This is a genomic window from Shewanella intestini (assembly GCF_018221465.1).
GTDB lineage: Bacteria > Pseudomonadota > Gammaproteobacteria > Enterobacterales > Shewanellaceae > Shewanella > Shewanella intestini.
In genome coordinates this window covers 20,770-42,774 of sequence record NZ_JAAIKR010000001.1, presented here as the reverse complement: position 1 = coordinate 42,774, position 22,005 = coordinate 20,770, and the positions used below count along the sequence as shown (strand labels likewise).

The following is a 22,005-nucleotide window of genomic DNA, read 5'->3' as shown; positions in this document are numbered from 1 at the left end:
GTTTACAAACAGCATACTTATTAACTCTAGAAGGAAAATGACAAACCTGCATTAGCCTGACTTTGCCACATCACATCGCCTTTTATGTTCCATGCACAATTAGTCGCATCACAAAATAATGTCGAGCTTGAATTAAACAGCGTGGCGTAAGCTTTTACCTCAGCAAATAAAGCGACTTTTTTACTCAGGTGATATTTTATGCCACCGCCTACTGCCATAGAAAAACGGCTTTCATTTGAAAAACCCGCATTGGGTCTAAGTTGCGTCACTCCAACACTCGCAGTGACATAAGGTTTGAGGTTGTCATAACTAAAAAATAGCGTGCCACCTACATGGTAATAATGGATATCGACATCAGAGATGGGATTTGAAGACCCCCAATGCGTTCCTATTTGGGTACTTTGTTGGCTGTACATAACGTAGATATTACCGGGGTCTTTAGTCGTTACCCCTAACATCACGCCAAGATGATCAGATTCTTTTATCGATAACGTTGATGAGGTATCGTTTTGATCAACGACATCAAGCTTACTGCTGGCAAAGCTGTAACCACCAAAAGGGGCAACAAACATCTCAGCACTGGCTATGTTTGGCGCCAGCAATAACACTATTAAACTTGGTGCGGCCTTTTTTATCATATTACATCCTTATGAATTGTTATTATCGCATCCCACGTTCACTCTTAATCAATTGATATGCAGACTGAATATCTTGTGCTTTTCCTTTTGCAAGCGCCATCATTTCTTCTGGTAAACCTTTAGCGACTAACTTGTCAGGATGATTCTCGTTCATCAGTTTTCGATAAGCACGCTTAATTTGTTGATCGCTGCTCGACTCTTCAACACCTAAAAGTGCATAAGCCTCAGGAACGGTCATGCTATGGGGTTGTGAAGATGCTTTATGGTGGCTAAATTCAGACTGAATATTGGCAATAATCTGCTTAAGTTGCGCCATTAACCCTAATTCACTGGCAATTGAAGTAAGAATGGCCATTTCATTTTTATGTAAATCACCGTCGTGCAGCGCCATTTGCACTTGTATTTCAAGAAACATTCTTCTTAGCGCATGTTGTCCGCGTGAAGCGGTGGCAAACTCTTTTAGCTGTTGGTTAATATCAAAACTGGCTTGTTTACCATCTCGAAAAGCTTGTTGGGCATCGATTCGAGACTGGCCAATTAGATTTAGGCGGTCCATTAATAAGCTGGCAATTTGTATGTCAGCCTCGGTAACCCGTCCTGTCGCTTTGGCCATATTGCCAAGTAAGGCAAAAGTTGAGCGAAAGAAAACGCTTTGAACATTTCGAATATTATTATTGTATTGGCTTATCATTCGACGACGATCAAATTGATGCCCCAGCCAACAACCGAATATCGCGCCAACAACACGGCCAAACATAAAGCCAATGATGGCGCCAAAAACTTTACCCCAAATAAACATCAATAATTTCCAACTGTAATAAGACTAAAAACTAAAAACTAAAAACTAAAAACTAAAAACTAAAAACTAAAAACTAAAAACTAAAAACTAAAATGCAGATTCATTAAATTGACACTCAATCATTGCTTATGTCAGCTACCCTCTGCTCAAGTGCATTTAAGCGCGCCACGGTACCGACATCACACCAAAAGTGCTGAAAATATCCGCCTTGCACTTTTTGTTTATCCATTGATGCACGAAATACCGGTAATAAGGCTCGTTTACCAGCACTTATCTCATTAAATACACGTGGTTGATAAAGCGCCATTCCACTATATGTAAGACGTTGCGATTCAGGCAAAATGCCCACATTACCCATGTCATTAATAGCAAAGTCACCTTGCGGATGAAAATCTGGGTTATCCACTAACCATAAAAACATATCACTGTCGTGTCGAGTCAGTTGCGTTAAAGCTGAATTGATATCAGGTAATTGATCAATATAGACATCACCATTAATCACTAAAAATGGCGCATCGCCAAGCAAGTCCATTGCGTTTTTAATGCCACCGGCAGTTTCAAGAGCTTGAGATTCATGACGGTAACGAATGGTTAACCCCCAACGACTGCCATCACCGAGTTGTTTAGGTAATTCACCACCTTGCCAAGCACAGTTAATAACCACTTGTTTAACGCCAGCGTGAGCCAACTTTTCTAAATGGTATTCGATTAACGGTTTCCCCGCTACTTTCACCAGCGGCTTAGGTAAACTATCGGTTAATGGCCGCAATCGCTCACCCCTTCCGGCGGCTAAAATCATCACTTTTATCATAATTAACAACCGACCTTGGTTAATTGCGGTTTTATGTTGTGTTTAATCCATAAACCAAATTGCGCCAGTTGCGGATAACCCTGCGCCACCTCAGCAATATAATCTAAGGTCAAAGGAATATCTTTTAAATAGCCAGGTTTACCGTCACGCAAATGTAAACGCGTAAATATACCCGCCGCTTTGACATGGCGCTGTATTCCCATCAAGTCGAACCAGCGTTCATAGCTTTCAAAGCTAACATGTTCAGGCAAGCTGCCATCAGCTTTAGCTTGTTGAAAATGAAACTGCATTAACGGTAATACAACAGATTGTGGCCACCGAACATAGCAGTCTCTTAGCAGCGATACTGCATCGTAAGTCACAGGACCAATCACCGCGTCTTGGAAATCAATGACCGCCAGTTGTTGCTTATAGAGCAGTAAATTACGGCTATGAAAATCGCGATGCATTCCGACTTGAGGCTGTTCTAACGCATTTTGAGAAAGTACTTCAAATGCTTGAGTGAGCATCTGCTGCTCTTTTGCAGTGAGAGAATATTGTAAATACTCATCAAGTAACCATTGGTTAAAGATGGTTAATTCGCGCTCAACGAATTCAGCATTAAACCCATCCAGTGCTGCCCCTGCCATTGTGCGCACAGAGCTTATCGGAGTTAATAATTTTAATGCTTGTTGATAATATTGAACAACGTTCTGCTCATTAAGTTGAGAGAGTAATTGCACGTCACCAAAATCAGACTGCAATACAAAGCCCTGATTAATATCATATTCAATAATTTCAGGGACTAATATACCAGCTCGGGCATAACTTTTTGCCATTTGAATAAACGGTTCAACGGGAACTAACTCAACAGGAGAGTCAGAAACAATGAAATGTTGTTCGTCATTTACAACACGAAAATAGCGCCTAAAACTGGCATCACCGCTAATTAACTCAACAGTAAATGAAGAAGTAAAAAAACCGCTTAACCAGACCTTTAGCGACTCTAATCTTGGATCCAAATGACTCATCTCATTAGCTCTTAATGTAAAATTGTTTTATTATAACCAGCATAACATGTGGAATCAGCTAAATTATGGATAGTTTAATATAGCTGGGTATCCTTATCTCATCATTAAATTCCCTAAATAAGAAATCATAACTAATTGATAACAATGCAGATTCGTTATTTCCTGGCAGTATGCCTATTATCCAATACTTTCTTGGCCTCGCAAGCAGTACATGCTGATGAAGCTTTGCCTCATTGTGTCATTAATCCACCGATTTCGACTTCAGTTAATGAAAGAGAGACGGTTTCAGGAGTTAAAGAACAAGATATTGTCATCATTTCCGACACATCACATGCAGAAATGGATCAAAAAGCCTACTTTGCTGGCGATGTTAGTTTTAGCCAAGGCAGTCGTCATATTGCAGCAGATGAAGCTTTAATTGATCAACAAAAACAGCAGCTCAATGCAAATGGCAACTTGGTCTTTCAAGACAGTTTATTTACCGTCACCGCTGATAGCCTTGTGGCTCAAATGGAAAACAATAGCGCCAAGCTCAAAGGGGCTAAATATTGGCTCCATGGCCAGCAAGTTAACGGTGATGCTCAAGAACTCGAAATTACCAATAAAAATGATTTAATTTTACTTGATTCCAATTTTACGACTTGCCCGCCTGAATCTCAGTCTTGGTTACTTGAAGCAAAAAAAATCCGCATTGACAGTGATGAGGAATGGGGAGAAATTTGGGATGCTAAATTGCGTATTGCTGATATTCCGGTAATGTACATTCCTTATATGACCGTGCCAATTTCAGACAAACGTAAATCAGGTTTTTTATTTCCGTCATTTAGTACCAGTACCACTAACGGTGTTGAAATTAGCACACCATATTATTGGAACATCGCCCCCGAATACGATTTAACATTTACACCAGACTTTATGTCATCACGCGGGTTATTTCTTAAAACTGAATTTAGGTACATGAACTCGCCTGACCAAGCAGGTCAAGTGAATGTGGAATATTTAAGTAAAGATCAGAAACTCAATAACTCGCCAGATCGTTATGTGTTCCATTGGAGTCATAAAGGTAAAATTGACGATAACTGGCGAGTATTAGCCAATTTTACCGATGTCTCTGATAACAACTACTTTAATGATTTAAGCTCAGATGTGAACCGTGCTACTGACAACCAATTATCACGTATTGGTGAAGCCAGTTACTTTGAAAAAGACTGGGATCTGAGCCTTCGAGTTCAGGATATTAAAGTATTAGGTGAAGAAGACAAACCGTATCAAGTCATGCCGCAACTTAGCTTCAATTATCGAAATACTAATATTTGGAATCATCTGGATTTTAAATTCAATTCAGAAGTAACCAATTTTAGCCATCAAGATAATGACTTCTCTACCGCCACGCGCGTCCACATGGCACCCAGTTTAGTCTTGCCAGTCCATAGTCCATTTGGCTCTTTCACCAGTGAAATGAAACTAATGCAAACGAACTATTGGCAACAACCAACAGCAACTGACGCGGATCTAAGTTCAACGGTAAGTCGTACCATTCCACAGCTTAGCTTAAATGGTAAAATTAACTTTGAACGCGATAGCACCTTGCTATCTAGCCCATATCGTCAAACGTTTGAACCACAATTTCAGTACTTATATGTGGGTTATCAAAACCAATCTGACATTGGTATTTATGACAGCGCCCAATTACAAGAAGATTACTTTGGTTTATTCCGTGACCGTCGTTTCTCAGGTTTAGACCGTATTGCAGATGCTAACCAAATGACGTTAGGTTTCACCACTAGGTTGTTTGACCAAAGTAATCAAGAAAAAATGAAGTTCAGCGTTGGACAAATCTTTTATTTTGATGATTCCAATGTGTTAAGGGAGCAATCTATTTCACCACAAGAACAATCAACATCGGTACTTGCCGCTGAATTAGATAGCCAAATTTACAACGATTGGTTTGTTAGCGCCTCAATGCAACATGACACTGAAAAAGGCGAAAACAAAAAAAGCCAAGCTACATTAGATTATCGCCCAAGTGTGGGTAAATTAATTCAGTTCAGCTACCGCTATGTTCCAGACTTGGTAAATAACAACACTAACGACAAAGTCAACATTTCTCAGGCGGGGATGCGTACCACCTGGCCAATGACGGATGACCTTTATTTCGTTGGTAACTGGTATTACGACTTGAATGAGCGTCGCAGTATTGAAACCTATGCCGGTATACAATATGAATCGTGTTGTTGGGCTGTGCGCTTAAGTTACCATTACAACATTAAAACTAATTATGATGATGACTTAAACCCGGGTATTGATACTCGAGAAGAGTTTGAAAAAGGCGTATATCTTAACTTTGTCATTAAAGGATTAGGTGGTTCAGGTCCATTAGGCGTAGAAGATATGTTAAATGAAGGTTTGTTCAATTATCGCAAACCACTCTACTTAAGGAATTAAGCTATTTAGTCAGCGTTTTTATGCTAAATTGCCTTCTTTATGCTAAATCGCTTTGCTATAGCTGAACCTCACGTTAAAACAAAGGTCATAGAATAATATGCTGGGTTATCCCAGTGAACAACACAAATTCCGTTTCGACGATTGACGTCAAATTAATGAAAATAATAGTGCCAAGGATTTTTTGGATGAAACACAGTAAGAAATTGATGTTTGCTTTAATGGCGTTAATCGCCAGCCACACGGCCATGGCTGCACCGCAACAATTAGATAGCGTCGCAGTACAAATTAACGACGGTATTATTTTAGAAAGCGAAATCAACAACATGATTCGTACTGTTAGTGCAAATGCCAAGGCAGCCAAACAAGCACTACCATCAGAAAAAGCGTTGAGAACCCAAGTTATCGAACGCTTGATTTTAACTCACTTGCAAATGCAAATGGCAGACCGCATGGGGCTACAAGTTGGCGACTTACAACTTGATCAAACGATTGAAAATATCGCCAAAGAACAAAAATTAACCGTCTCGCAAATGCGTGACCAAATTGAAAAAGACGGCATGAGTTTCAACCAGTACCGTGAACAGCTTCGTGAAGAAGTCACTATTGGTGAAATTCAACGTATTCAAGTTCAGCGCCGCATTCAGGTATCACCGCAAGAAATCAGCTCTTTAGTGAAATTGATGAATGAACAGGGGTTAAAAGAAGTTGAGTTCCAAGTAGGACACATTCTTATTGATGTTCCAAGCAACCCAACAAGCCAGCAGCTAGACGCTGCGAGCAAGCGTGCTGATGCCGTTTTAAAACGCTTAAATGACGGTAAAGACTTTAAAAGTACAGCTATCGCTTCATCTTCTGGCCCTAAAGCGCTTGAAGGTGGCGTATGGGATTATATGAACATCAATGAAATGCCAACCCTTTTCGCGGAAGTGATAAAAAATGCAAAAAAAGGTGACATCATTGGCCCTATTAAGTCTGGTTCAGGCTTTCACATTATCAAAGTAATGGATACCCGAGGCTTACAAACCAAAGAAATTGATGAAGTAAAATCGCGCCATATTTTACTTAAACCATCACCAATTTTATCTGAAGAACGTGCCAAAGCGATGCTAACTAACTTCCTGAAACAAATTCGTTCAGGCCAAGCTGATTTTGCCACACTTGCTCGTCAATACTCAGACGACCCAGGTTCAGCCACCAAAGGTGGTGAACTAGGCTGGGCACAACCAAGCATGTATGTTCCCGAGTTTGCCGACACATTAAAAAGCCTGAAAAAAGGCGAAATAAGTGAGCCATTTAGAACAACCCACGGTTGGCATATTGCTCAACTAGAGAACACGCGTAAAACGGATGCAACAGATACTTTTAACAGTAACCGTGCACACCAGCTAATTTTCCGTCGTAAATTTAATGAAGAACTACAAAACTGGTTAAATGAAATGCGCAGCGACGCTTATATCGAAATCTTTGACCCAGTGAGTTAGTAAGGCAAAAACAACTTAATGACAAAACGTATTGCAATCACGCCGGGTGAACCGGCGGGTATTGGCCCAGATTTAATTATTGAACTCGCTCAGCAGGCTTGGCCGGCTGAACTTGTTGTTTGTGCCGACCCTAAATTGTTAGTGACTCGAGCAAAGAAATTAGGCTTACCACTTCAATTACGCCCATACCAACCGACTTTGGCCCCTAAGCCTCAAGAAGCTGGCACCTTAACCATTGCGCCATTCTCACTTGTTGAACCGGTTGTTTGTGGACAGTTAAATGAAGCAAACAGTCACTACGTTGTTGATACGTTGCGTTATGCTGGTGAAAAAAACATGTCAAACGAGTTTGACGCTGTCGTCACCGGCCCGGTACACAAAGGTATCATTAATCAAGCGGGTATTCCTTTTAGTGGCCATACAGAGTTTTTTGCTGTTCAAGCCAACTGCTCTGATGTCGTTATGATGCTTGCCGCACCAAAATTGCAAGTGGCATTAGTGACTACTCATATTCCATTAGCTTACGTTTCTAAAGCCATTACCCACGAACGTTTAAATCACATCATTACTATTTTACATCGAGAACTGACCAGTAAATTTGGTATTGAAGCACCAAAGATTTTTGTTTGTGGTTTAAACCCTCATGCGGGTGAAGACGGCCATTTAGGACGTGAAGAAATAGACGTGATGATCCCCGCAATGGATGAGCTGCGAGAGCAAGGCATGGATCTTGTGGGACCATTACCTGCAGATACCTTGTTCCAACCTAAATATTTAGAGCAAGCTGATGTGGTACTGGCGATGTATCACGATCAAGGATTACCTGTGTTAAAATCACTTGGGTTTGGTAAGTCAGTCAATATTACATTGGGCTTACCTTATATCCGTACTTCAGTTGACCATGGAACGGCACTTGAATTAGCAGGTACAGGCGATGCTGACAGCGGTAGTTTTACCTGTGCATTAAATAAGGCCATTGATTTGGCTACAAAGAGTAAGTAGCAATTTTTCATGAGTAATAAAGTACATTTAGGCCATACAGCCAGAAAACGTTTTGGGCAAAACTTCTTAACTAACGACACCATTATTAGCCGTATCGTGGGGGCTATTGCACCTGATAACGACCATGTCATGGTTGAAATTGGCCCCGGCCTTGGCGCAATTACCGAGCCTGTTGCAGAGTCTATCGACAACCTCTGCGTGGTTGAATTAGACCGAGATTTAGTTGAGCGCTTACAATCACACCCTTTTTTGAAAGATAAGTTGACTATTCACCAAGGTGATGCACTACAGTTTGACTTTAGGCAGCTAAAACAAGCTGGCAAAAAAATGAAAGTGTTTGGCAACTTGCCATATAACATTTCAACGCCGCTCATGTTCCACCTTTTTGAGTTTGCTGAAGAAATTGAAACCATGCACTTCATGCTTCAAAAAGAGGTCGTACTGCGCTTATCTGCCAGCCCTGGCACTAAGGCTTACGGCAAACTGACCGTTATGGCGCAATACTACTGCCAAGTAGTTCCTGTACTTGAAGTACCACCAAGTGCGTTTACTCCTGCCCCTAAGGTTGATTCAGCAGTAGTACGTTTACTGCCATTTGATACCAAGCCGTTTCCGTGCGAAGACGTTAATGTGTTACGCCACGTTTGTACGACTGCATTTAATATGCGCCGTAAAACATTACGTAATAACCTAAAAACTATCTTCACCGATGAAGAGTTTTCTCAGCTTAATGTCGATTCAACATTACGCCCTGAACAAATCACGGTTGAGCAATATGTGGCATTAGCAAACCTATTGTGCCAAAAGCAAGCTCAGGAATAACTTGTCAACTCGGGACGTGCCGAGCACGTCCAAAATGGAATATTTGGACGTGAATTCACATATAAAAATTAATACTGAAACCCAATATATTGCACAGCAATCAGATGAAAATGCAGGTAAATTCGTATTTACCTATACCATCACTATCATCAATCTCAGCCAGCATGCGGTGACTTTACAAGACCGCCATTGGATAATCACTAACGCCAATGGAGACAAATCGGAAGTGAAAGGCGCTGGCGTTGTTGGTGAAACGCCGACGATTAAACCAGACACCGCTTATCAATATACCAGCGGCACTGTACTGGACACACCGATTGGTTTTATGCAGGGAAGTTACGGCATGATAGATGCTTCTGGCTCACCTTTTAAAGCCGCCATTCCAATATTTCGTTTAGCCCAACCTGGATTATTACAGTAATTAATGGCGCATTATTTTGTTGGTGATGTTCAAGGCTGTTTTGCAGAGTTGCAAGCGCTGTTAGCGAAAGTCGCTTTTAACCCATCTAAAGATGAATTATGGGCTGTGGGCGATTTAGTGGCGCGCGGTGAAAACTCCCTCGCCACGCTGCAGTTTTTTAAACAGCTAGATAACAGCGCCAAAGTCGTGTTAGGTAATCATGATTTACATTTATTGGCACTGCACGGTAAATTAAAGCGCCCAAACCCCAAAGATAACTTAGCAGAGTTATTAGCATCACCCGATATTAATCAACTAACAGGTTGGTTACGACACCAACCATTAATGCGCTACCTCCCCTCGCATAATATTGTTATGACCCATGCTGGTGTCCCACCACATTGGGATCTCAATACGCTGCAAACTGAATCCGCGTTAGTAAGTGAAGCATTAATTAAACCCAATTATCTTGATGCTCTTATTAGTAAAATGTATACCGAAGCACCAGAGCCATGGCAACCTAATGCGACAGGAGTCCCCCGGTTAAGATACTGCATTAATGCCCTTACGCGCATGCGCTTCCTTGACCTACACGGTCAGCTAGACTTTGCTTGTAAATCCTCTCCTTTTGATGTCGACAAGACACAACTTATACCTTGGTTTGAGTTTCCATCCGCTTTAGCGCCTGATATCACCATTGCTTTTGGTCATTGGGCTGCATTAAAAGGGCAAGTTAGCCGTCCTTTTCTTCAAGCACTTGATACAGGATGTTGCTGGGGTGAAGAAATGACCTTATGGCACTTAGAAACTGATCAAAAAATCACTCAAAAAAAGTTAAATTTTCGTTAAACTTTTTAATAACATAGCCGATATATAAAGCTATCATGTACGTGATTTATCCTGATAAAATGAATCCGATAACAAGCTGACGCAAAAATAATAACAATTGGAGTACCGTATGAAAATTAATGTCGCAACAAGAGTGATTGGCGGATTTGCGATTGTCACGTTATTACTGTTTATTCTCGGCGTGGTCACCTTCTACAGTAACAACAGCATTAAACAAGGTACAACAATCTTACAGCAGGTCAGTATACCGGCTTTAGAAACAACCAGTTTACTCAATGAAAACCTAGGTAAACAAAAATTTGAAACACTTTTAGGCTACCATAGCGACCACTCAACAGATATCCCAACTGCTGAAGCAAATTTAAAACACCTACACGGCACTTTTCAAAGCCAACAGTCAAAGCTCGCGCATTTATTACTTGCTAAACCTGAATTAGCTTCACGCCTAACAGATCTAGAAAACAGCTATAACACCTTCCATGATAAAGCCACTAATATGCTCAATGAGAAAGCGCAATCATTGACTAAACAAGAACAACTCAACAAGAAACGCCAAGCGTTAGAAGATGCCGCTGATGATGCCTCATCAATTTTATTGGACTTTATCGACCTTGAAACCAGTGATGATATGGATGAGCGAAGCATTGCCGCTTCAGCAAGCTCGGTTGATAACACCTTTATCAATTTAATTACCACCGTTTACGATCTTGTCGCAGCAACGGACATCAAGAAATATAATTTAATCGATAAAGAACTCGAGTTCATGGTAAGCGAAGTCAGAACCAAGCTAAACCATATTCACCAACAGGGTGAAGGCTTACTTGATGACAATTTACTTAACGACTTAAAAAATGAAACCGATAAAGTATTTAACTTATTAAGTGGCAACCAATCCATTATTGCCATCAAGAAACAACAGCTCAGTCATGCACAACTGGCTAGCCAACAACTTGCAGAGAACACTCAAAATTCACTGCACATCAATGAAATTATGGCTAACTTGGTTAAAGAAATTGATGCCTATGCAGCCGATATTAGTAACGAGGCCATCGAAAACATTGATTCAGCAATGCTCAAAACATGGTTAGTCGTTATTTTTGCCATCATTATTTCAATCATTGTTAGTATTGCTGTCGTTAGGCCGTTAACGCAGTCATTAGCGAAAGTAAATCAAGCTCTGACAGTATTAGCATCAGGCAATTTAACTCATAAGCTTGATGACTCAGGTGAAGATGAGTTTGCTGAGTTAGCAAAAAACTGTAATCAACTAGTTGATAGCTTAAGAGGTTTGATCATTGGTATTTTAGATAGATCGAATCAATTAGCCGCAGCAGCAGAAGAAACCTCAGCCATTACCGCGCAAACAACGGTCAGTATTCAAGAGCAAAAAAGTCAGGTCGATCAAGTTGCAACAGCCACAACACAGTTAAGCTCCAGTGCCCAACAAGTGTCTATGAGTGCTGATGAAGCCTTAGCGCAAATCAAACAAGCAGATCAAGAAACCCAGCACATGCATAATCTTGCTGAAGACAACAAACAAACAATTCTGGCACTAGCAGCAGAAGTCACTAAAGCGGGAAAAGTTATCAATAAAGTGCATTCAGACAGCGCTGCGATTGGTTCGATTCTTGATGTCATCCGTGGTATTGCTGAGCAAACAAACCTACTGGCACTTAACGCAGCTATTGAAGCGGCACGGGCCGGTGAGCAAGGTCGCGGTTTTGCCGTCGTTGCTGATGAAGTACGTAATTTAGCTTCACGCACTCAAGACTCAACAAGCGAAATACAACAAATGATTGAAGTCTTACAACAAGGCACTCAGCAAGCCGTTGCTGTGATGGAGCTTGGTAGCACTCAAGCTAATAGTTGTGTCGAAAAGACTGAGCAAGCGAATTTAGCGTTAGAGACGATTGCACAATCGGTTCATAAAGCCTTTGATTCAGGCTCTCACATTGCCAATGCCGCTCAAGAGCAGAACCTGGTCAGCCAACAAGTTTCTGAAAAACTGGAACACATAGCATTAATTTCAGAAGAAACCTCAACCGGTTCAGATCAAACAGCAGTCGCAAGTCAACAGGTAGCTGCACTAGCTGAAGAGCTTCAAAGCTCTGTCGGTGAATTTAAAGTTTAATTTAATTGACTAAAATACAACCAGCATAAAAGGGCCTTCAGGCCCTTTTTTATTATTTTAGATATGCCATCAGATTGGTTAGGCCAAGCTCAAATATGCCTTTATTAAGCGGTTAAATAAACCGTGTAGTTAAACAAATAACTCACCGACTTTTTTACCTGACCATTAACTTATGATTTAAGTTGATTTATTTTCCGGAGTTGGCATTTGTTTTTTTACCCAGAGATAATATAAACCTTAGGCCGTTTTAGTCATTAACACTTGCCAGTATTCCTGACATTCATCTACATGCTAGCTCGCGTTCTCTGTGTGGCGAGAAAAAGCAATCAGTCTATCTTCCTTAACCGTTCACAATGCAGTGCTAACAAGGCTAGCTATTGACGCTAAGCCTCGTTGCTATTGATAAGTAGGGATTGATAAGTAGGGATTGATAAGTAGGGATTGATAAGTAGGGATTGATAAGTAGGGATTGAACATTACAACAGATTTAATGCCATACAATAAAAACTTGTTCAATAAGCTGTAAAGTATCAATTTATTGCAAACTAAATCTCGATATGAAGCCGTTTCTTCGGAGGCTGCGATGTAGGTGAATAACATTCTAACGAGAACAGAGTTAACATAGTAAAAAGTTTCAATGTTAGAATTACTCATAAAAAAATGCCGGACAAGCCGGCATTTTTAATCAAACTGATAACCTAACTTCCACCGAGCCTATCATTAATAACAGCAGTAATGGCATTGCCACCATGACCATTGGCATTAGCCCAGTCAATGATAGTGTTGCCATCAGCTTCTGTTGCAGACAGTTCTTTAGAAGATAATCGTTTAGCAATAAACTCACCTATGTTATTGGCATTTGAATTGTAGGCAGTACGCAATAAACTGCTGCCATCACAAGAAATACCAGAATAGATGTTGCGTAATTTTACGCGACTTTCCTTTAGTTTTTTACGAAGACGATTTTTATCATCTGATTTGACATAATTACAAATATTAGCAGCTAATTGATTAGAATTAGCCACTGCAGGGGTTGATACAAAAGATGCAACAAATATGACCGCTAGGGTCACAGCTACCAAACGCATCCGACACTCCTTTATCTTATTATTTTATTTAACAATAAAGCCATCAATGGCTATATTTCAATCAAGGTCAAACGCGTATAATTTATCATCTTTTTACAAAGGTGTTAAAGGTATATTGCAAATCATCGTCATTTGTTGCGTTTTCAGTACTTTCATTAACCCATGTACCATCATCCCACTCTGGAAAATGCGTATCACCTTCAACATCAAGGTGAATTTGGGTCAAATAAAGGACTTCGGCTTGCGGTAACATTTTGGCGTAAAGTTGTCCTCCCCCAATTATCACCACCTCTTGAGCTTCTTGAGTTAAGCTCAAAGCAGCATCGATAGATGAAACCACTGTGACGCCTTGTGGCTGATATTCACCTTGGCGAGTAATCACAATATTATGACGCCCTGGCAATGGCCGCCCAATAGATTCAAATGTTTTACGCCCCATGATTACCGGTTTATTTAAAGTCAATTCCTTAAAATGGCGTAAATCTTCAGGAAGATGCCATGGCATCTTATTGTCTTTACCTATCACTCGGTTATTTGCCATAGCGGCAATCATTGCGATACGCATGTTCAATCCTTTACATGAATTAGAAGGGTTAGAGGATGTTACGGTTTCGATAAAATAATAAGCTAGGCAGGGCTAAACCAACGGCTAATGCACCTAAAATAAACACCGTTTTCAAAGCGTTTAAAGTCATATGAGCGCTTATTTCAGGATTAATTTCATTTGCTGCAGTTAGTTGAATAAGGGCAATAACCGTGTTGAATGCGTATGTACCAGGCACCATAGGAATAATCGCGGCAACGGCATACATAAGCGGCGGCGCTAAATGTTTTTTTGCAAAATGAATTGTGACAAAGCCAACAACTGCAGCTGCGGCAAATGTGGCCCACTCGATTGGCATATTAAAATGCATTAAAAAAGTTCGTGTGCTGTGCCCCATTGCACCAGCTAAGGCACAGTAAGGTAAAAACCGTTTAGGGACATTAAACACCATTGCAAAACCAACAGCTGGTATCGCAGAAAATAGCGCATCATGCAAGACTAAGAAAATGATCGAGTCGGTCAAAATATTCCCCCAATTTGCATAGCAATCGTGATACCAATGACTGAAGCTAATGTCAGTAAACTCGCTTGCCCCCAGCGTGCAATGCCGACACTCATATGACCTTTGACCATATCAGAAATCGCATTAATTAACGGAAAACCCGGGACTAATAACAACACACTGGCGGCCATCGCAGTTTGCGGCGTGTCAGTTATCGGGTAAATATAACCAAGCTGGGCAACGATATTGATACAAAATGCGGTAATAGAAAAATTAACCAATAAATTGAAATGATGTTTCGCGATAAATAAACGCACAGACATACCAATTGTCGAGGCTAAAAGGGTTAACATGCAAGCCATGACATCACCACCTAGTAAGTGACAAAAACTTGCACAAGATAACCCAATCATGGGAATAACAGCTTTGGCAGGGTAACTACGGGGTTCTACACGGGATAATCGGCGACGGACTTCATTGACACCATAAATGCCTTTTTCGGCGAGCAAACAAATCCGTTGTAATTCACACACCACCATCATATTAATACCGTGAGCACGAATTCTACGGGTGGTAGTAATACATCGCCCGTGCACCAAACTGGTTAACACGAGCGAATTGGAAGAAATAGATATTTCTATACTGGCAAGACCGAGGGCTTTACCTAGGCGCTGACTAATATCTTCAACCAGTTCAGACTCAGCACCATAGGCTAATAATAGCTGTGCACATTGCACGACTAAACGCGTAATATCATTTTGACTTTCGGCGTACACGATTTTTCCAATCAGGTCAGTTTGAATTAACGCTGATAAATAACTTCAACATCATAGTCATCGTCGTCAAAGTCATCATCAAGGTCATCGTCATCTTCAAAATCTTCGTTAACGACTTCTTGTCCTTGATGATAATTATCCCACTTGAACTCAACATCTTCATCAGCGACTTCTTTTTCTAACTCAGGAGGGAGACTGTCGATAAAATCGAGCATTTTTATCGCTAACTCTTGAGTACCATCGCGATTATAAGCTGACATGGTATAAACATCACCATCCCATTTAAGTTTTGACACAATATCGTTAATTTTTTCAATACGATCTTCTTCAAGCATCAAATCTGTTTTATTAAATACTAACCAACGCGGCTTACTCGCAAGCTTCGGTGAATATTTCTCTAACTCAGCAACGATCGCCTCAGCGGACTCAACCGGATCGCTGCCATCGATCGGTTCAATATCAATGATATGCAGTAATACGCGACAACGCTCTAAATGCTTCAGGAAACGGATCCCTAAACCAGCGCCATCTGCAGCACCTTCAATCAAGCCTGGAATATCTGCAATAACAAAACTTTGGCCAGGGCGAGGACTAACAACACCTAGATTAGGTACAAGTGTTGTAAATGGGTAATCAGCGACTTTAGGAGTGGCACGCGATACAGCACGAATGAAAGTAGATTTACCAGCATTTGGCATACCTAGCAGACCAACATCAGCTAATAATAGTAGCTCAAGCTTAATGGCACGTACTTCACCTGGTGTACCCAATGTTTTCTGTCTTGGTGCACGGTTAGTACTGCTCTTAAAGCGAGTATTACCTAAACCGTGGAACCCCCCTTTAGCGACTAATAACTTTTGACCATTGGTTGTTAGGTCACCTAAGTTTTCACCGGTTTCTTGATCGATCGCACGAGTACCAATTGGCACTTGCAGGATCAGATCTTCACCGCCATGCCCGGTACAGTCACGGCCACGACCATTTTTACCACGTTCCGCCATATGGAAACGGGTAAAACGATAATCAATCAAGGTATTTAAGTTTTCATTGGCCTGCAAATAAACACTGCCGCCGTCACCACCGTCACCACCATCTGGACCACCATCTGGTACATATTTTTCACGACGAAAACTGACACAACCACTGCCGCCATCACCCGCTTCTACGCGGATGTTTGCTTCATCAACAAACTTCATACTGACTCCTGACGCAACTTAATCTGTCATTATAACCCCAAATCCTAGGGTTTTGCAGGGAAGCGTAAAAGATAAACTCACTATGAAAACGCTAACTGCAACCAACTGAAAATATTACGCTATCCGGTTTTAATACCGTTATTAAATACAAAAACCCCACCATGTAGGCGGGGTTTTTAAAACTTGCTTAGTAAAAAATTAAGCTTCGATGCTAATAAACTTACGGTTATTAGGACCTTTAACTTCAAATTTTACTTTACCGTCTGTAAGTGCAAATAGAGTATGGTCACGACCAATACCTACGTTTACACCCGCGTGGAATTTAGTACCACGTTGACGAACGATGATGTTACCAGCTAAAACTGATTCACCACCGAAACGCTTAACACCAAGACGTTTGCTTTCTGAATCGCGGCCGTTACGAGTAGAACCGCCAGCTTTTTTATGTGCCATGAGTTAGACTCCTAAATTATGCGCTAATCGCAGTGATTTTAACTTCAGTGAACCACTGACGGTGGCCCATTTTCTTTTCGTGATGCTTACGACGATTGAACTTTTGAATAGTTACTTTTTCGCCGCGACCGTGGCTAACCACTTCAGCAACAACTTTACCACCTGCAACTAATGGCGCACCAACGTGAACATTTTCACCGTCAGCAACCAATAGAACTTGGTCAAACTCAATAGTTTCACCGGTAGCAACTTCAATTTTTTCTAAACGTACTGTATGACCTTCGGCAACGCGATGTTGCTTACCGCCACTTTGAAAAACAGCGTACATAGCTATTTTACTCCAAATGACTAACACGCTAATCCAATTTTTAGGAGTTAGGTGCTAAAAAACTTTTAATGACAATGGGCGCGGATTCTACGCGATGTTTTTAAGTCTGGCAAGTGTTAAATGACATTCAATCAAAATAACCTAACCATCACACAGTTTATTTTACTGATGCTGCATGACTACCAAAAATTAGGTAACATTGACGCCGTTTTAAGTCTGTTAGTCATATCAATATGCTAATATCGAAATGGCTTTATAAAACGCGTGTTAATTTCACATAGAACCACAAGATTTTTTGGCATTTTAACGTAGATTGTTCACTTTGTCTTTTGTAGAAATGAATGATTTTCTTGTATGATAGCCAGAGACAAAATTTACAATTTTACCTGGGTTGCTTTTTACCCGATAACAGAGATTATTATGGACTTAAACGCCATTCGTCAGCTGGCTGACAATGATATGCAAGCCGTCAATCAGCTAATTTATAAACAACTTGAATCTGATGTCGCGCTTATTAATCAGTTAGGTTTTTACATCATTAATGCCGGTGGCAAACGTTTACGCCCATTATTGTCTGTTTTAGCAGCACGCGCGATCGATTATCAAGGCGATCGCCATGTAAAGCTTGCAGCGATCATTGAGTTTATCCATACCGCCTCTTTATTACATGATGACGTTGTAGACGAATCAACATTACGTCGTGGCCGCGAAACAGCCAATGCCATGTTTGGTAATGGTGCCAGCGTGCTTGTCGGTGACTTTTTATATACTCGTTCTTTCCAAATGATGACCGAGCTCGATAGCATGTACGTACTCAATGTGCTTGCTGATGCAACCAACGTACTTGCTGAAGGTGAAGTATTGCAATTAATGAATTGCAACGACCCTGACACCACAGAAGAAAGCTACATGCGGGTTATTTACTGCAAAACAGCCAAACTTTTTGAGGCAGCAACCTTACTTGCAGGTGCGCTAAGTGATTCATCAAAACAAGTGCAACAAGCATTAGGTGATTACGGTAAATATCTAGGCACGGCTTTCCAATTAACTGACGACTTACTTGATTACACAGCAGACAGCGAAGAGTTAGGTAAAAATATTGGTGACGATCTAGCTGAAGGCAAACCAACATTGCCTTTGATTTACGCCATGAAACACGGCACGCCACAAGCCGCTCAATTGATCAAACAAGCAATTGAGAAAGGTGATGGCACGCAAGCGATCGATGAGATCGTAACGGCGTTGAATGAATCGGGTGCACTTAAATACACCGAACAAAAAGCGGAACAAGAAGCCCAAAAAGCCATTGATGCCCTCTGTGTTATTCCTGATAACGACTACAAAGAAGCATTAATTTCGTTAGCTAAATTATCAGTTAGACGTAATAACTAATCTAAACGTGGCAACAAACAATTAAGCCTGTTGTCACAGCAAAATATTTACGCAATAAAAAACACCTTATTTATAAGGTGTTTTTTATTTTATATTCAACGTCATAACCTACTGCGTTAACGCATTGTACTGCAAACGATAACTCGCTTTAGTTGCAGTTAACCCACCAATATTAAGGCGCATTGTTGCTCCATTGCATCTTTGCAATATCACTGCTCTAACGGTAGCTGCCAATTTATCTCAGTCATTTGTTGCTGTTTTAAAAATGCATTAGCTTTAGAGAAGTGACCGCACCCAAAAAAGCCCCGATAAGCAGATAATGGTGACGGATGCGGACCACAGAGTACACAATGACGCCGTTTATCGATATGTTTACCCTTTTTCATTGCATGTGCTCCCCATAATATAAACACAATGGGCCGAGTTTGTTGATTCAGGGTGTTAAGCACATTATCTGTAAATGTTTCCCAGCCAAGTTTGGCATGAGAATGCGCATTACCTTGTTCCACTGTCAGCACAGTATTAAGCAGCAAGACACCTTGGTTCGCCCATGAAGTTAACTCTCCATGTTGCGGCATAACAAAGTTCACATCCGGGTCTTGGGTTAATTCCTTATAGATATTCACCAAAGAAGGAGGTGTTTTAACTCCTTTTAATACCGAAAAACTCAACCCATGTGCTTGCCCTACACCGTGATAAGGATCTTGCCCTAAAATAACCACCTTAACGGCTTTAAGAGGGGTAAGCCCAAATGCATTAAACACCGACTCCTTGGCAGGAAAAATCGTCACACCTTGCTCACGACGTAAATCGATCGCTTGTTGCAATTGCTCAAAATAAGCTTCAGATTGCTGCTGTTTGATCAACTCATCCCAACTTTGCATCAATAGACTCCAAAAAAAAATTGCCAAGCTCGCAAAATAGATTTATTTAAATTAACATTTCAGTAACAGATATATTGTAAGTGGTTAAATATACTGGTTTCAGGCAGCTAGATTATATATTAAGGGCATCGCATTATGTTGAAACAAATAGCATTCAAACATCACGGTTTTACGTTAATCGAGCTGGTCGTCGTCATCATTATTTTAGCGATTATGGCTGTTGTTGCCTTACCCAAACTATTAGATTTGAGACAAGATGCACATGTTTCAACCGTGCAAGGTACTGGCGGGGCATTTTCAAGCGGCATTGGCTTAGCTAATATTAAATGGGCGACCTTAGGCAATTCAGGTCCTGCTGACAATCTACAAATTTATGAAAATGCTGGCACGCAAGGTCAGCTTGATATCAATGAGTGGGGTTATCCTGCACAAAACTACCCTCCTTTTGAAGCGTCGCCGCGGCTTAATAATACCAACGATTGTATCTCGGTATGGAACACAATTTTACAAGATGCACCATCTGTTTCCACGAGCAGCGATCCGGATGTGTCACTTTACCGTGCCACCTACATTAATGCAGATCAATGCCGCTATTTCTTCAACCCACTTGCTACCTTATCGATTTATTATAATTCTCAGAATGGTCAAGTGATCACAGATTCTGAGCCAAATAATTAATTAGCCTGTTTTCCATCGCTAAAATAGGTACACTCAGTATCAGTTTTGTAATCACAATGAGAAGAGTTCATGTCTGAAGAGAAAAAAGGATTAACCATTTATCAAATTGCTGATCAATTTATTGCCCTCGCAAATCAGCTGAGCCAACAAGAAAATGACATCGGTAAAGTCGGTACAGGTATGCGCTACGCTGCTTCACGATTTAACGCATTTGAAGCTGCAATCAAATCAACAGATTTAGCCGCAGAAAAAGACAACGCATTAGAATGGTTCTCAAACGAATATAAAGAAATGCTTGATGAAAACTTAAAAGATCATATCGCTTACCCACCAGGAGCGAAACGTGAAGAAGAAAAATCAGATAATGGTGTTGAAACGTTTACCGTTGAAAAATAACCCTTATTCAAGCTAATACTCAAAAAAGCCATCAAAAATGATGGCTTTTTTAATACTATAAAATTAACTCACCACACCATAAATTACCCGTAACGACAATAAAATCAGCACCACACCAGATAACTTATCAATCATAGTTGCATTGGCCTGTAGTTTGGGCAGCACAGCACCGTGAGAGAGTACCAAAGCGATAAAGCTATACCATAAACCATCAACAAATAGTGGTGTTAACACGACCAACGCGTGCGCTGACATTGAGTCAGCTACTGCCACAAATTGAGAAAATAACGCTAAAAAGAACAATAAGATTTTAGGGTTAAATAACGAGATAGCAATCCCATCTCGCGCAGCCTGCCACAAGCTTAAATGGCTGGGTTTATCTGACACAATTAATGCGTTCTTTGAGGTTGATTTAAGTGCATTAACCCCCATCCACGCAAGATATAACGCACCTATAATTGCAATAGAATTGAACACCAAAGGTGAGCTTTTTAGTACCGCAGCTAACCCAAGCAGAGTAATTAGCGCATACACACCAATGCCAATAGAGTGAGCCCACGCGCAAACAATGCCATGTAAACGGCTACCATTGACGGTATATCTAACCACCATTGCTAAACTCGGCCCTGGTGACATAGCCCCTAAACAACAAATAGTAAATAACCCCAACCAAACACTAAAACTCATACAGCCTCTTTGCTAACTACCATTATTACGGTTTGTAAATATTCTATTAACAACAACTTAAGTCAGTCTATGCTAAATTATGTTAAAACTTGCCAAACAAAATTACGCTAAAATATCATGACAATTGTACCGACTTTACTGCTGATTTTACTTTTTATCGCCATAGCAGGCTTAATCATCGCCAAACTAAAAGGCAAGAAAATCCCTTTTGCGGTGATTATTTTGCTGAGTTTCTTTGCGCTATGTATGGCCGCAATTGTGGCTTTTGTGAAAAACGGTGAAGATTATAGCGCATACCAACAACAAACATGGCAATCACTCTCCCCAGAGCAAATCCAGCCATTAGTTGCCCAAGGTTATACTGTCGTGGTCGATATTAAAGCCGACTGGTGTCTTCCTTGTCGCACCAATGAAGCTAATGTTTGGCATCGAGAACCCATTGTAGATGCTTTATCAGCCGACAATATTGTCCTTATGCGTGGCGACTTGAGCCAGCCCAATGCATTAGTTGAGCAATATTTACAGTCTGAACAAGGTTACGGTACGCCTTTTAATATGATTTATGGCCCAGCTCGCCCTAAAGGAATTAAATTACCGCAGCAACTTGAAATGACGCATGTGTATGACGCAATTAACGCTGTATCGCGTTAATTCACCTGCAAGCATATTAACCACTTGCCTAATGACAAACTG

General features: G+C 40.7%; 24 protein-coding genes. 11 read left to right on the top strand and 13 right to left on the bottom strand.

Annotation, left to right across the window (positions count from 1 at the left end; all coding sequences use genetic code 11):
• Nucleotides 1-26: 26 nt before the first annotated feature.
• The 4 genes from G3R48_RS00190 to G3R48_RS00175 all read right to left on the bottom strand — a co-directional run bounded on the left by G3R48_RS00190 (nt 27) and on the right by G3R48_RS00175 (nt 3,258).
• Complete coding sequence (locus tag G3R48_RS00190; protein ID WP_153661401.1) at nt 27-638, bottom strand: outer membrane protein; 612 nt, start codon at nt 636-638, stop codon at nt 27-29.
• A gap of 22 nt (nt 639-660) precedes the next feature.
• Complete coding sequence (gene djlA, locus G3R48_RS00185; protein WP_153661403.1) at nt 661-1,437, bottom strand: co-chaperone DjlA; 777 nt, start codon at nt 1,435-1,437, stop codon at nt 661-663.
• A gap of 115 nt (nt 1,438-1,552) precedes the next feature.
• Nucleotides 1,553-2,245 (bottom strand): N-acetylmuramate alpha-1-phosphate uridylyltransferase MurU, encoded by a 693-nt coding sequence (gene murU, locus G3R48_RS00180; protein ID WP_212593186.1) that lies wholly within the window; start codon nt 2,243-2,245, stop codon nt 1,553-1,555.
• A gap of 5 nt (nt 2,246-2,250) precedes the next feature.
• Nucleotides 2,251-3,258, bottom strand: coding sequence for an aminoglycoside phosphotransferase family protein (locus G3R48_RS00175; protein WP_194823833.1), 1,008 nt, complete (start codon nt 3,256-3,258; stop codon nt 2,251-2,253).
• Between the two features lie 144 nt (nt 3,259-3,402).
• Here G3R48_RS00175 and lptD point away from each other — a divergent pair, with 144 nt between their 5' ends.
• The 7 genes from lptD to G3R48_RS00140 all read left to right on the top strand — a co-directional run bounded on the left by lptD (nt 3,403) and on the right by G3R48_RS00140 (nt 12,388).
• Nucleotides 3,403-5,703, top strand: coding sequence for an LPS assembly protein LptD (lptD, locus tag G3R48_RS00170; RefSeq protein WP_153661407.1), 2,301 nt, complete (start codon nt 3,403-3,405; stop codon nt 5,701-5,703).
• Between the two features lie 185 nt (nt 5,704-5,888).
• Complete coding sequence (gene surA / locus G3R48_RS00165) at nt 5,889-7,184, top strand: peptidylprolyl isomerase SurA (RefSeq protein WP_153661409.1); 1,296 nt, start codon at nt 5,889-5,891, stop codon at nt 7,182-7,184.
• An 18-nt stretch (nt 7,185-7,202) separates the two neighbouring features.
• The gene (gene pdxA, locus G3R48_RS00160; RefSeq protein ID WP_153661411.1) at nt 7,203-8,186 is read left to right on the top strand and encodes a 4-hydroxythreonine-4-phosphate dehydrogenase PdxA; all 984 of its coding nucleotides are present in this window, start codon (nt 7,203-7,205) and stop codon (nt 8,184-8,186) included.
• A gap of 9 nt (nt 8,187-8,195) precedes the next feature.
• The gene (gene rsmA, locus G3R48_RS00155) at nt 8,196-9,008 is read left to right on the top strand and encodes a 16S rRNA (adenine(1518)-N(6)/adenine(1519)-N(6))-dimethyltransferase RsmA (protein WP_153661413.1); all 813 of its coding nucleotides are present in this window, start codon (nt 8,196-8,198) and stop codon (nt 9,006-9,008) included.
• Between the two features lie 34 nt (nt 9,009-9,042).
• Nucleotides 9,043-9,429 (top strand): Co2+/Mg2+ efflux protein ApaG, encoded by a 387-nt coding sequence (gene apaG / locus G3R48_RS00150; protein ID WP_153661415.1) that lies wholly within the window; start codon nt 9,043-9,045, stop codon nt 9,427-9,429.
• 3 nt (nt 9,430-9,432) lie between these two features.
• Nucleotides 9,433-10,257, top strand: a complete 825-nt coding sequence (locus G3R48_RS00145) for a symmetrical bis(5'-nucleosyl)-tetraphosphatase (RefSeq protein WP_153661416.1) — start codon at nt 9,433-9,435, stop codon at nt 10,255-10,257.
• Nucleotides 10,258-10,366: 109 nt separating this feature from the next.
• A complete protein-coding gene (locus tag G3R48_RS00140; protein WP_153661418.1) occupies nt 10,367-12,388 on the top strand; it encodes a methyl-accepting chemotaxis protein in 2,022 nt (673 codons plus the stop codon).
• Nucleotides 12,389-13,086: 698 nt separating this feature from the next.
• On the opposite strand, the gene G3R48_RS00135 is transcribed toward G3R48_RS00140, so the two are convergent.
• The 7 genes from G3R48_RS00135 to rplU all read right to left on the bottom strand — a co-directional run bounded on the left by G3R48_RS00135 (nt 13,087) and on the right by rplU (nt 17,275).
• Nucleotides 13,087-13,476: a DUF3718 domain-containing protein gene (locus tag G3R48_RS00135; protein ID WP_153661420.1), complete on the bottom strand. Its 390-nt coding sequence runs from the start codon at nt 13,474-13,476 to the stop codon at nt 13,087-13,089.
• Nucleotides 13,477-13,561: 85 nt separating this feature from the next.
• Nucleotides 13,562-14,041, bottom strand: a complete 480-nt coding sequence (gene folA, locus G3R48_RS00130) for a type 3 dihydrofolate reductase (RefSeq protein ID WP_153661422.1) — start codon at nt 14,039-14,041, stop codon at nt 13,562-13,564.
• Between the two features lie 28 nt (nt 14,042-14,069).
• Entirely contained in the window at nt 14,070-14,543 is a 474-nt protein-coding gene (locus G3R48_RS00125) for a threonine/serine exporter family protein (RefSeq protein ID WP_228497305.1), read from the bottom strand.
• Complete coding sequence (locus G3R48_RS00120; protein ID WP_212593156.1) at nt 14,540-15,298, bottom strand: threonine/serine exporter family protein; 759 nt, start codon at nt 15,296-15,298, stop codon at nt 14,540-14,542. Before G3R48_RS00120 ends, G3R48_RS00125 begins: the two co-directional genes overlap by 4 nt.
• 26 nt (nt 15,299-15,324) lie before the next feature.
• Nucleotides 15,325-16,494, bottom strand: coding sequence for an Obg family GTPase CgtA (gene cgtA, locus G3R48_RS00115; protein ID WP_153661426.1), 1,170 nt, complete (start codon nt 16,492-16,494; stop codon nt 15,325-15,327).
• 198 nt (nt 16,495-16,692) lie between these two features.
• Nucleotides 16,693-16,947: a 50S ribosomal protein L27 gene (rpmA, locus tag G3R48_RS00110; RefSeq protein WP_007650346.1), complete on the bottom strand. Its 255-nt coding sequence runs from the start codon at nt 16,945-16,947 to the stop codon at nt 16,693-16,695.
• Between the two features lie 16 nt (nt 16,948-16,963).
• A complete protein-coding gene (gene rplU, locus G3R48_RS00105) occupies nt 16,964-17,275 on the bottom strand; it encodes a 50S ribosomal protein L21 (RefSeq protein WP_055024329.1) in 312 nt (103 codons plus the stop codon).
• Nucleotides 17,276-17,695: 420 nt separating this feature from the next.
• Between rplU and ispB the strand changes: the two genes are divergently transcribed.
• A complete protein-coding gene (gene ispB, locus G3R48_RS00100) occupies nt 17,696-18,667 on the top strand; it encodes an octaprenyl diphosphate synthase (RefSeq protein WP_153661428.1) in 972 nt (323 codons plus the stop codon).
• A gap of 209 nt (nt 18,668-18,876) precedes the next feature.
• On the opposite strand, the gene ung is transcribed toward ispB, so the two are convergent.
• Complete coding sequence (gene ung, locus G3R48_RS00095; protein WP_153661430.1) at nt 18,877-19,551, bottom strand: uracil-DNA glycosylase; 675 nt, start codon at nt 19,549-19,551, stop codon at nt 18,877-18,879.
• 135 nt (nt 19,552-19,686) lie between these two features.
• On the opposite strand from ung, the gene G3R48_RS00090 reads away from it, so the two are divergent.
• Together G3R48_RS00090 and G3R48_RS00085 are read left to right on the top strand one after the other, a co-directional pair.
• Nucleotides 19,687-20,229 carry a type II secretion system protein gene (locus tag G3R48_RS00090; RefSeq protein WP_153661432.1) on the top strand — a complete coding sequence of 181 codons (543 nt, stop codon included), beginning with the start codon at nt 19,687-19,689 and terminating at the stop codon, nt 20,227-20,229.
• 69 nt (nt 20,230-20,298) lie between these two features.
• Nucleotides 20,299-20,625 carry a DUF3144 domain-containing protein gene (locus G3R48_RS00085; RefSeq protein WP_153661434.1) on the top strand — a complete coding sequence of 109 codons (327 nt, stop codon included), beginning with the start codon at nt 20,299-20,301 and terminating at the stop codon, nt 20,623-20,625.
• Between the two features lie 63 nt (nt 20,626-20,688).
• Here G3R48_RS00085 and G3R48_RS00080 read toward each other — a convergent pair whose 3' ends face one another.
• Complete coding sequence (locus G3R48_RS00080; protein ID WP_153661436.1) at nt 20,689-21,312, bottom strand: LysE family translocator; 624 nt, start codon at nt 21,310-21,312, stop codon at nt 20,689-20,691.
• Between the two features lie 117 nt (nt 21,313-21,429).
• Between G3R48_RS00080 and G3R48_RS00075 the strand changes: the two genes are divergently transcribed.
• Nucleotides 21,430-21,963, top strand: coding sequence for a thioredoxin family protein (locus tag G3R48_RS00075; RefSeq protein ID WP_153661438.1), 534 nt, complete (start codon nt 21,430-21,432; stop codon nt 21,961-21,963).
• Nucleotides 21,964-22,005: the final 42 nt, after the last annotated feature.

Excerpts from the sequence above, each read along its gene's own strand:
- G3R48_RS00085 (WP_153661434.1), top strand. The coding sequence starts at position 20,299 with ATGTCTGAAGAGAAAAAAGGATTAACCATTTATCAAATTGCTGATCAA.
- rplU (WP_055024329.1), bottom strand. The coding sequence starts at position 17,275 with ATGTACGCTGTTTTTCAAAGTGGCGGTAAGCAACATCGCGTTGCCGAA.
- surA (WP_153661409.1), top strand. The coding sequence starts at position 5,889 with ATGAAACACAGTAAGAAATTGATGTTTGCTTTAATGGCGTTAATCGCC.
- G3R48_RS00145 (WP_153661416.1), top strand. The coding sequence starts at position 9,433 with ATGGCGCATTATTTTGTTGGTGATGTTCAAGGCTGTTTTGCAGAGTTG.
- rsmA (WP_153661413.1), top strand. The coding sequence starts at position 8,196 with ATGAGTAATAAAGTACATTTAGGCCATACAGCCAGAAAACGTTTTGGG.
- G3R48_RS00075 (WP_153661438.1), top strand. The coding sequence starts at position 21,430 with ATGACAATTGTACCGACTTTACTGCTGATTTTACTTTTTATCGCCATA.
- G3R48_RS00175 (WP_194823833.1), bottom strand. The coding sequence starts at position 3,258 with ATGAGTCATTTGGATCCAAGATTAGAGTCGCTAAAGGTCTGGTTAAGC.
- G3R48_RS00080 (WP_153661436.1), bottom strand. The coding sequence starts at position 21,312 with ATGAGTTTTAGTGTTTGGTTGGGGTTATTTACTATTTGTTGTTTAGGG.
- pdxA (WP_153661411.1), top strand. The coding sequence starts at position 7,203 with ATGACAAAACGTATTGCAATCACGCCGGGTGAACCGGCGGGTATTGGC.
- cgtA (WP_153661426.1), bottom strand. The coding sequence starts at position 16,494 with ATGAAGTTTGTTGATGAAGCAAACATCCGCGTAGAAGCGGGTGATGGC.
- G3R48_RS00140 (WP_153661418.1), top strand. The coding sequence starts at position 10,367 with ATGAAAATTAATGTCGCAACAAGAGTGATTGGCGGATTTGCGATTGTC.
- ung (WP_153661430.1), bottom strand. The coding sequence starts at position 19,551 with ATGCAAAGTTGGGATGAGTTGATCAAACAGCAGCAATCTGAAGCTTAT.
- rpmA (WP_007650346.1), bottom strand. The coding sequence starts at position 16,947 with ATGGCACATAAAAAAGCTGGCGGTTCTACTCGTAACGGCCGCGATTCA.
- folA (WP_153661422.1), bottom strand. The coding sequence starts at position 14,041 with ATGCGTATCGCAATGATTGCCGCTATGGCAAATAACCGAGTGATAGGT.
- G3R48_RS00090 (WP_153661432.1), top strand. The coding sequence starts at position 19,687 with ATGTTGAAACAAATAGCATTCAAACATCACGGTTTTACGTTAATCGAG.
- ispB (WP_153661428.1), top strand. The coding sequence starts at position 17,696 with ATGGACTTAAACGCCATTCGTCAGCTGGCTGACAATGATATGCAAGCC.
- lptD (WP_153661407.1), top strand. The coding sequence starts at position 3,403 with ATGCAGATTCGTTATTTCCTGGCAGTATGCCTATTATCCAATACTTTC.
- G3R48_RS00135 (WP_153661420.1), bottom strand. The coding sequence starts at position 13,476 with ATGCGTTTGGTAGCTGTGACCCTAGCGGTCATATTTGTTGCATCTTTT.
- apaG (WP_153661415.1), top strand. The coding sequence starts at position 9,043 with ATGGAATATTTGGACGTGAATTCACATATAAAAATTAATACTGAAACC.
- djlA (WP_153661403.1), bottom strand. The coding sequence starts at position 1,437 with ATGTTTATTTGGGGTAAAGTTTTTGGCGCCATCATTGGCTTTATGTTT.
- G3R48_RS00190 (WP_153661401.1), bottom strand. The coding sequence starts at position 638 with ATGATAAAAAAGGCCGCACCAAGTTTAATAGTGTTATTGCTGGCGCCA.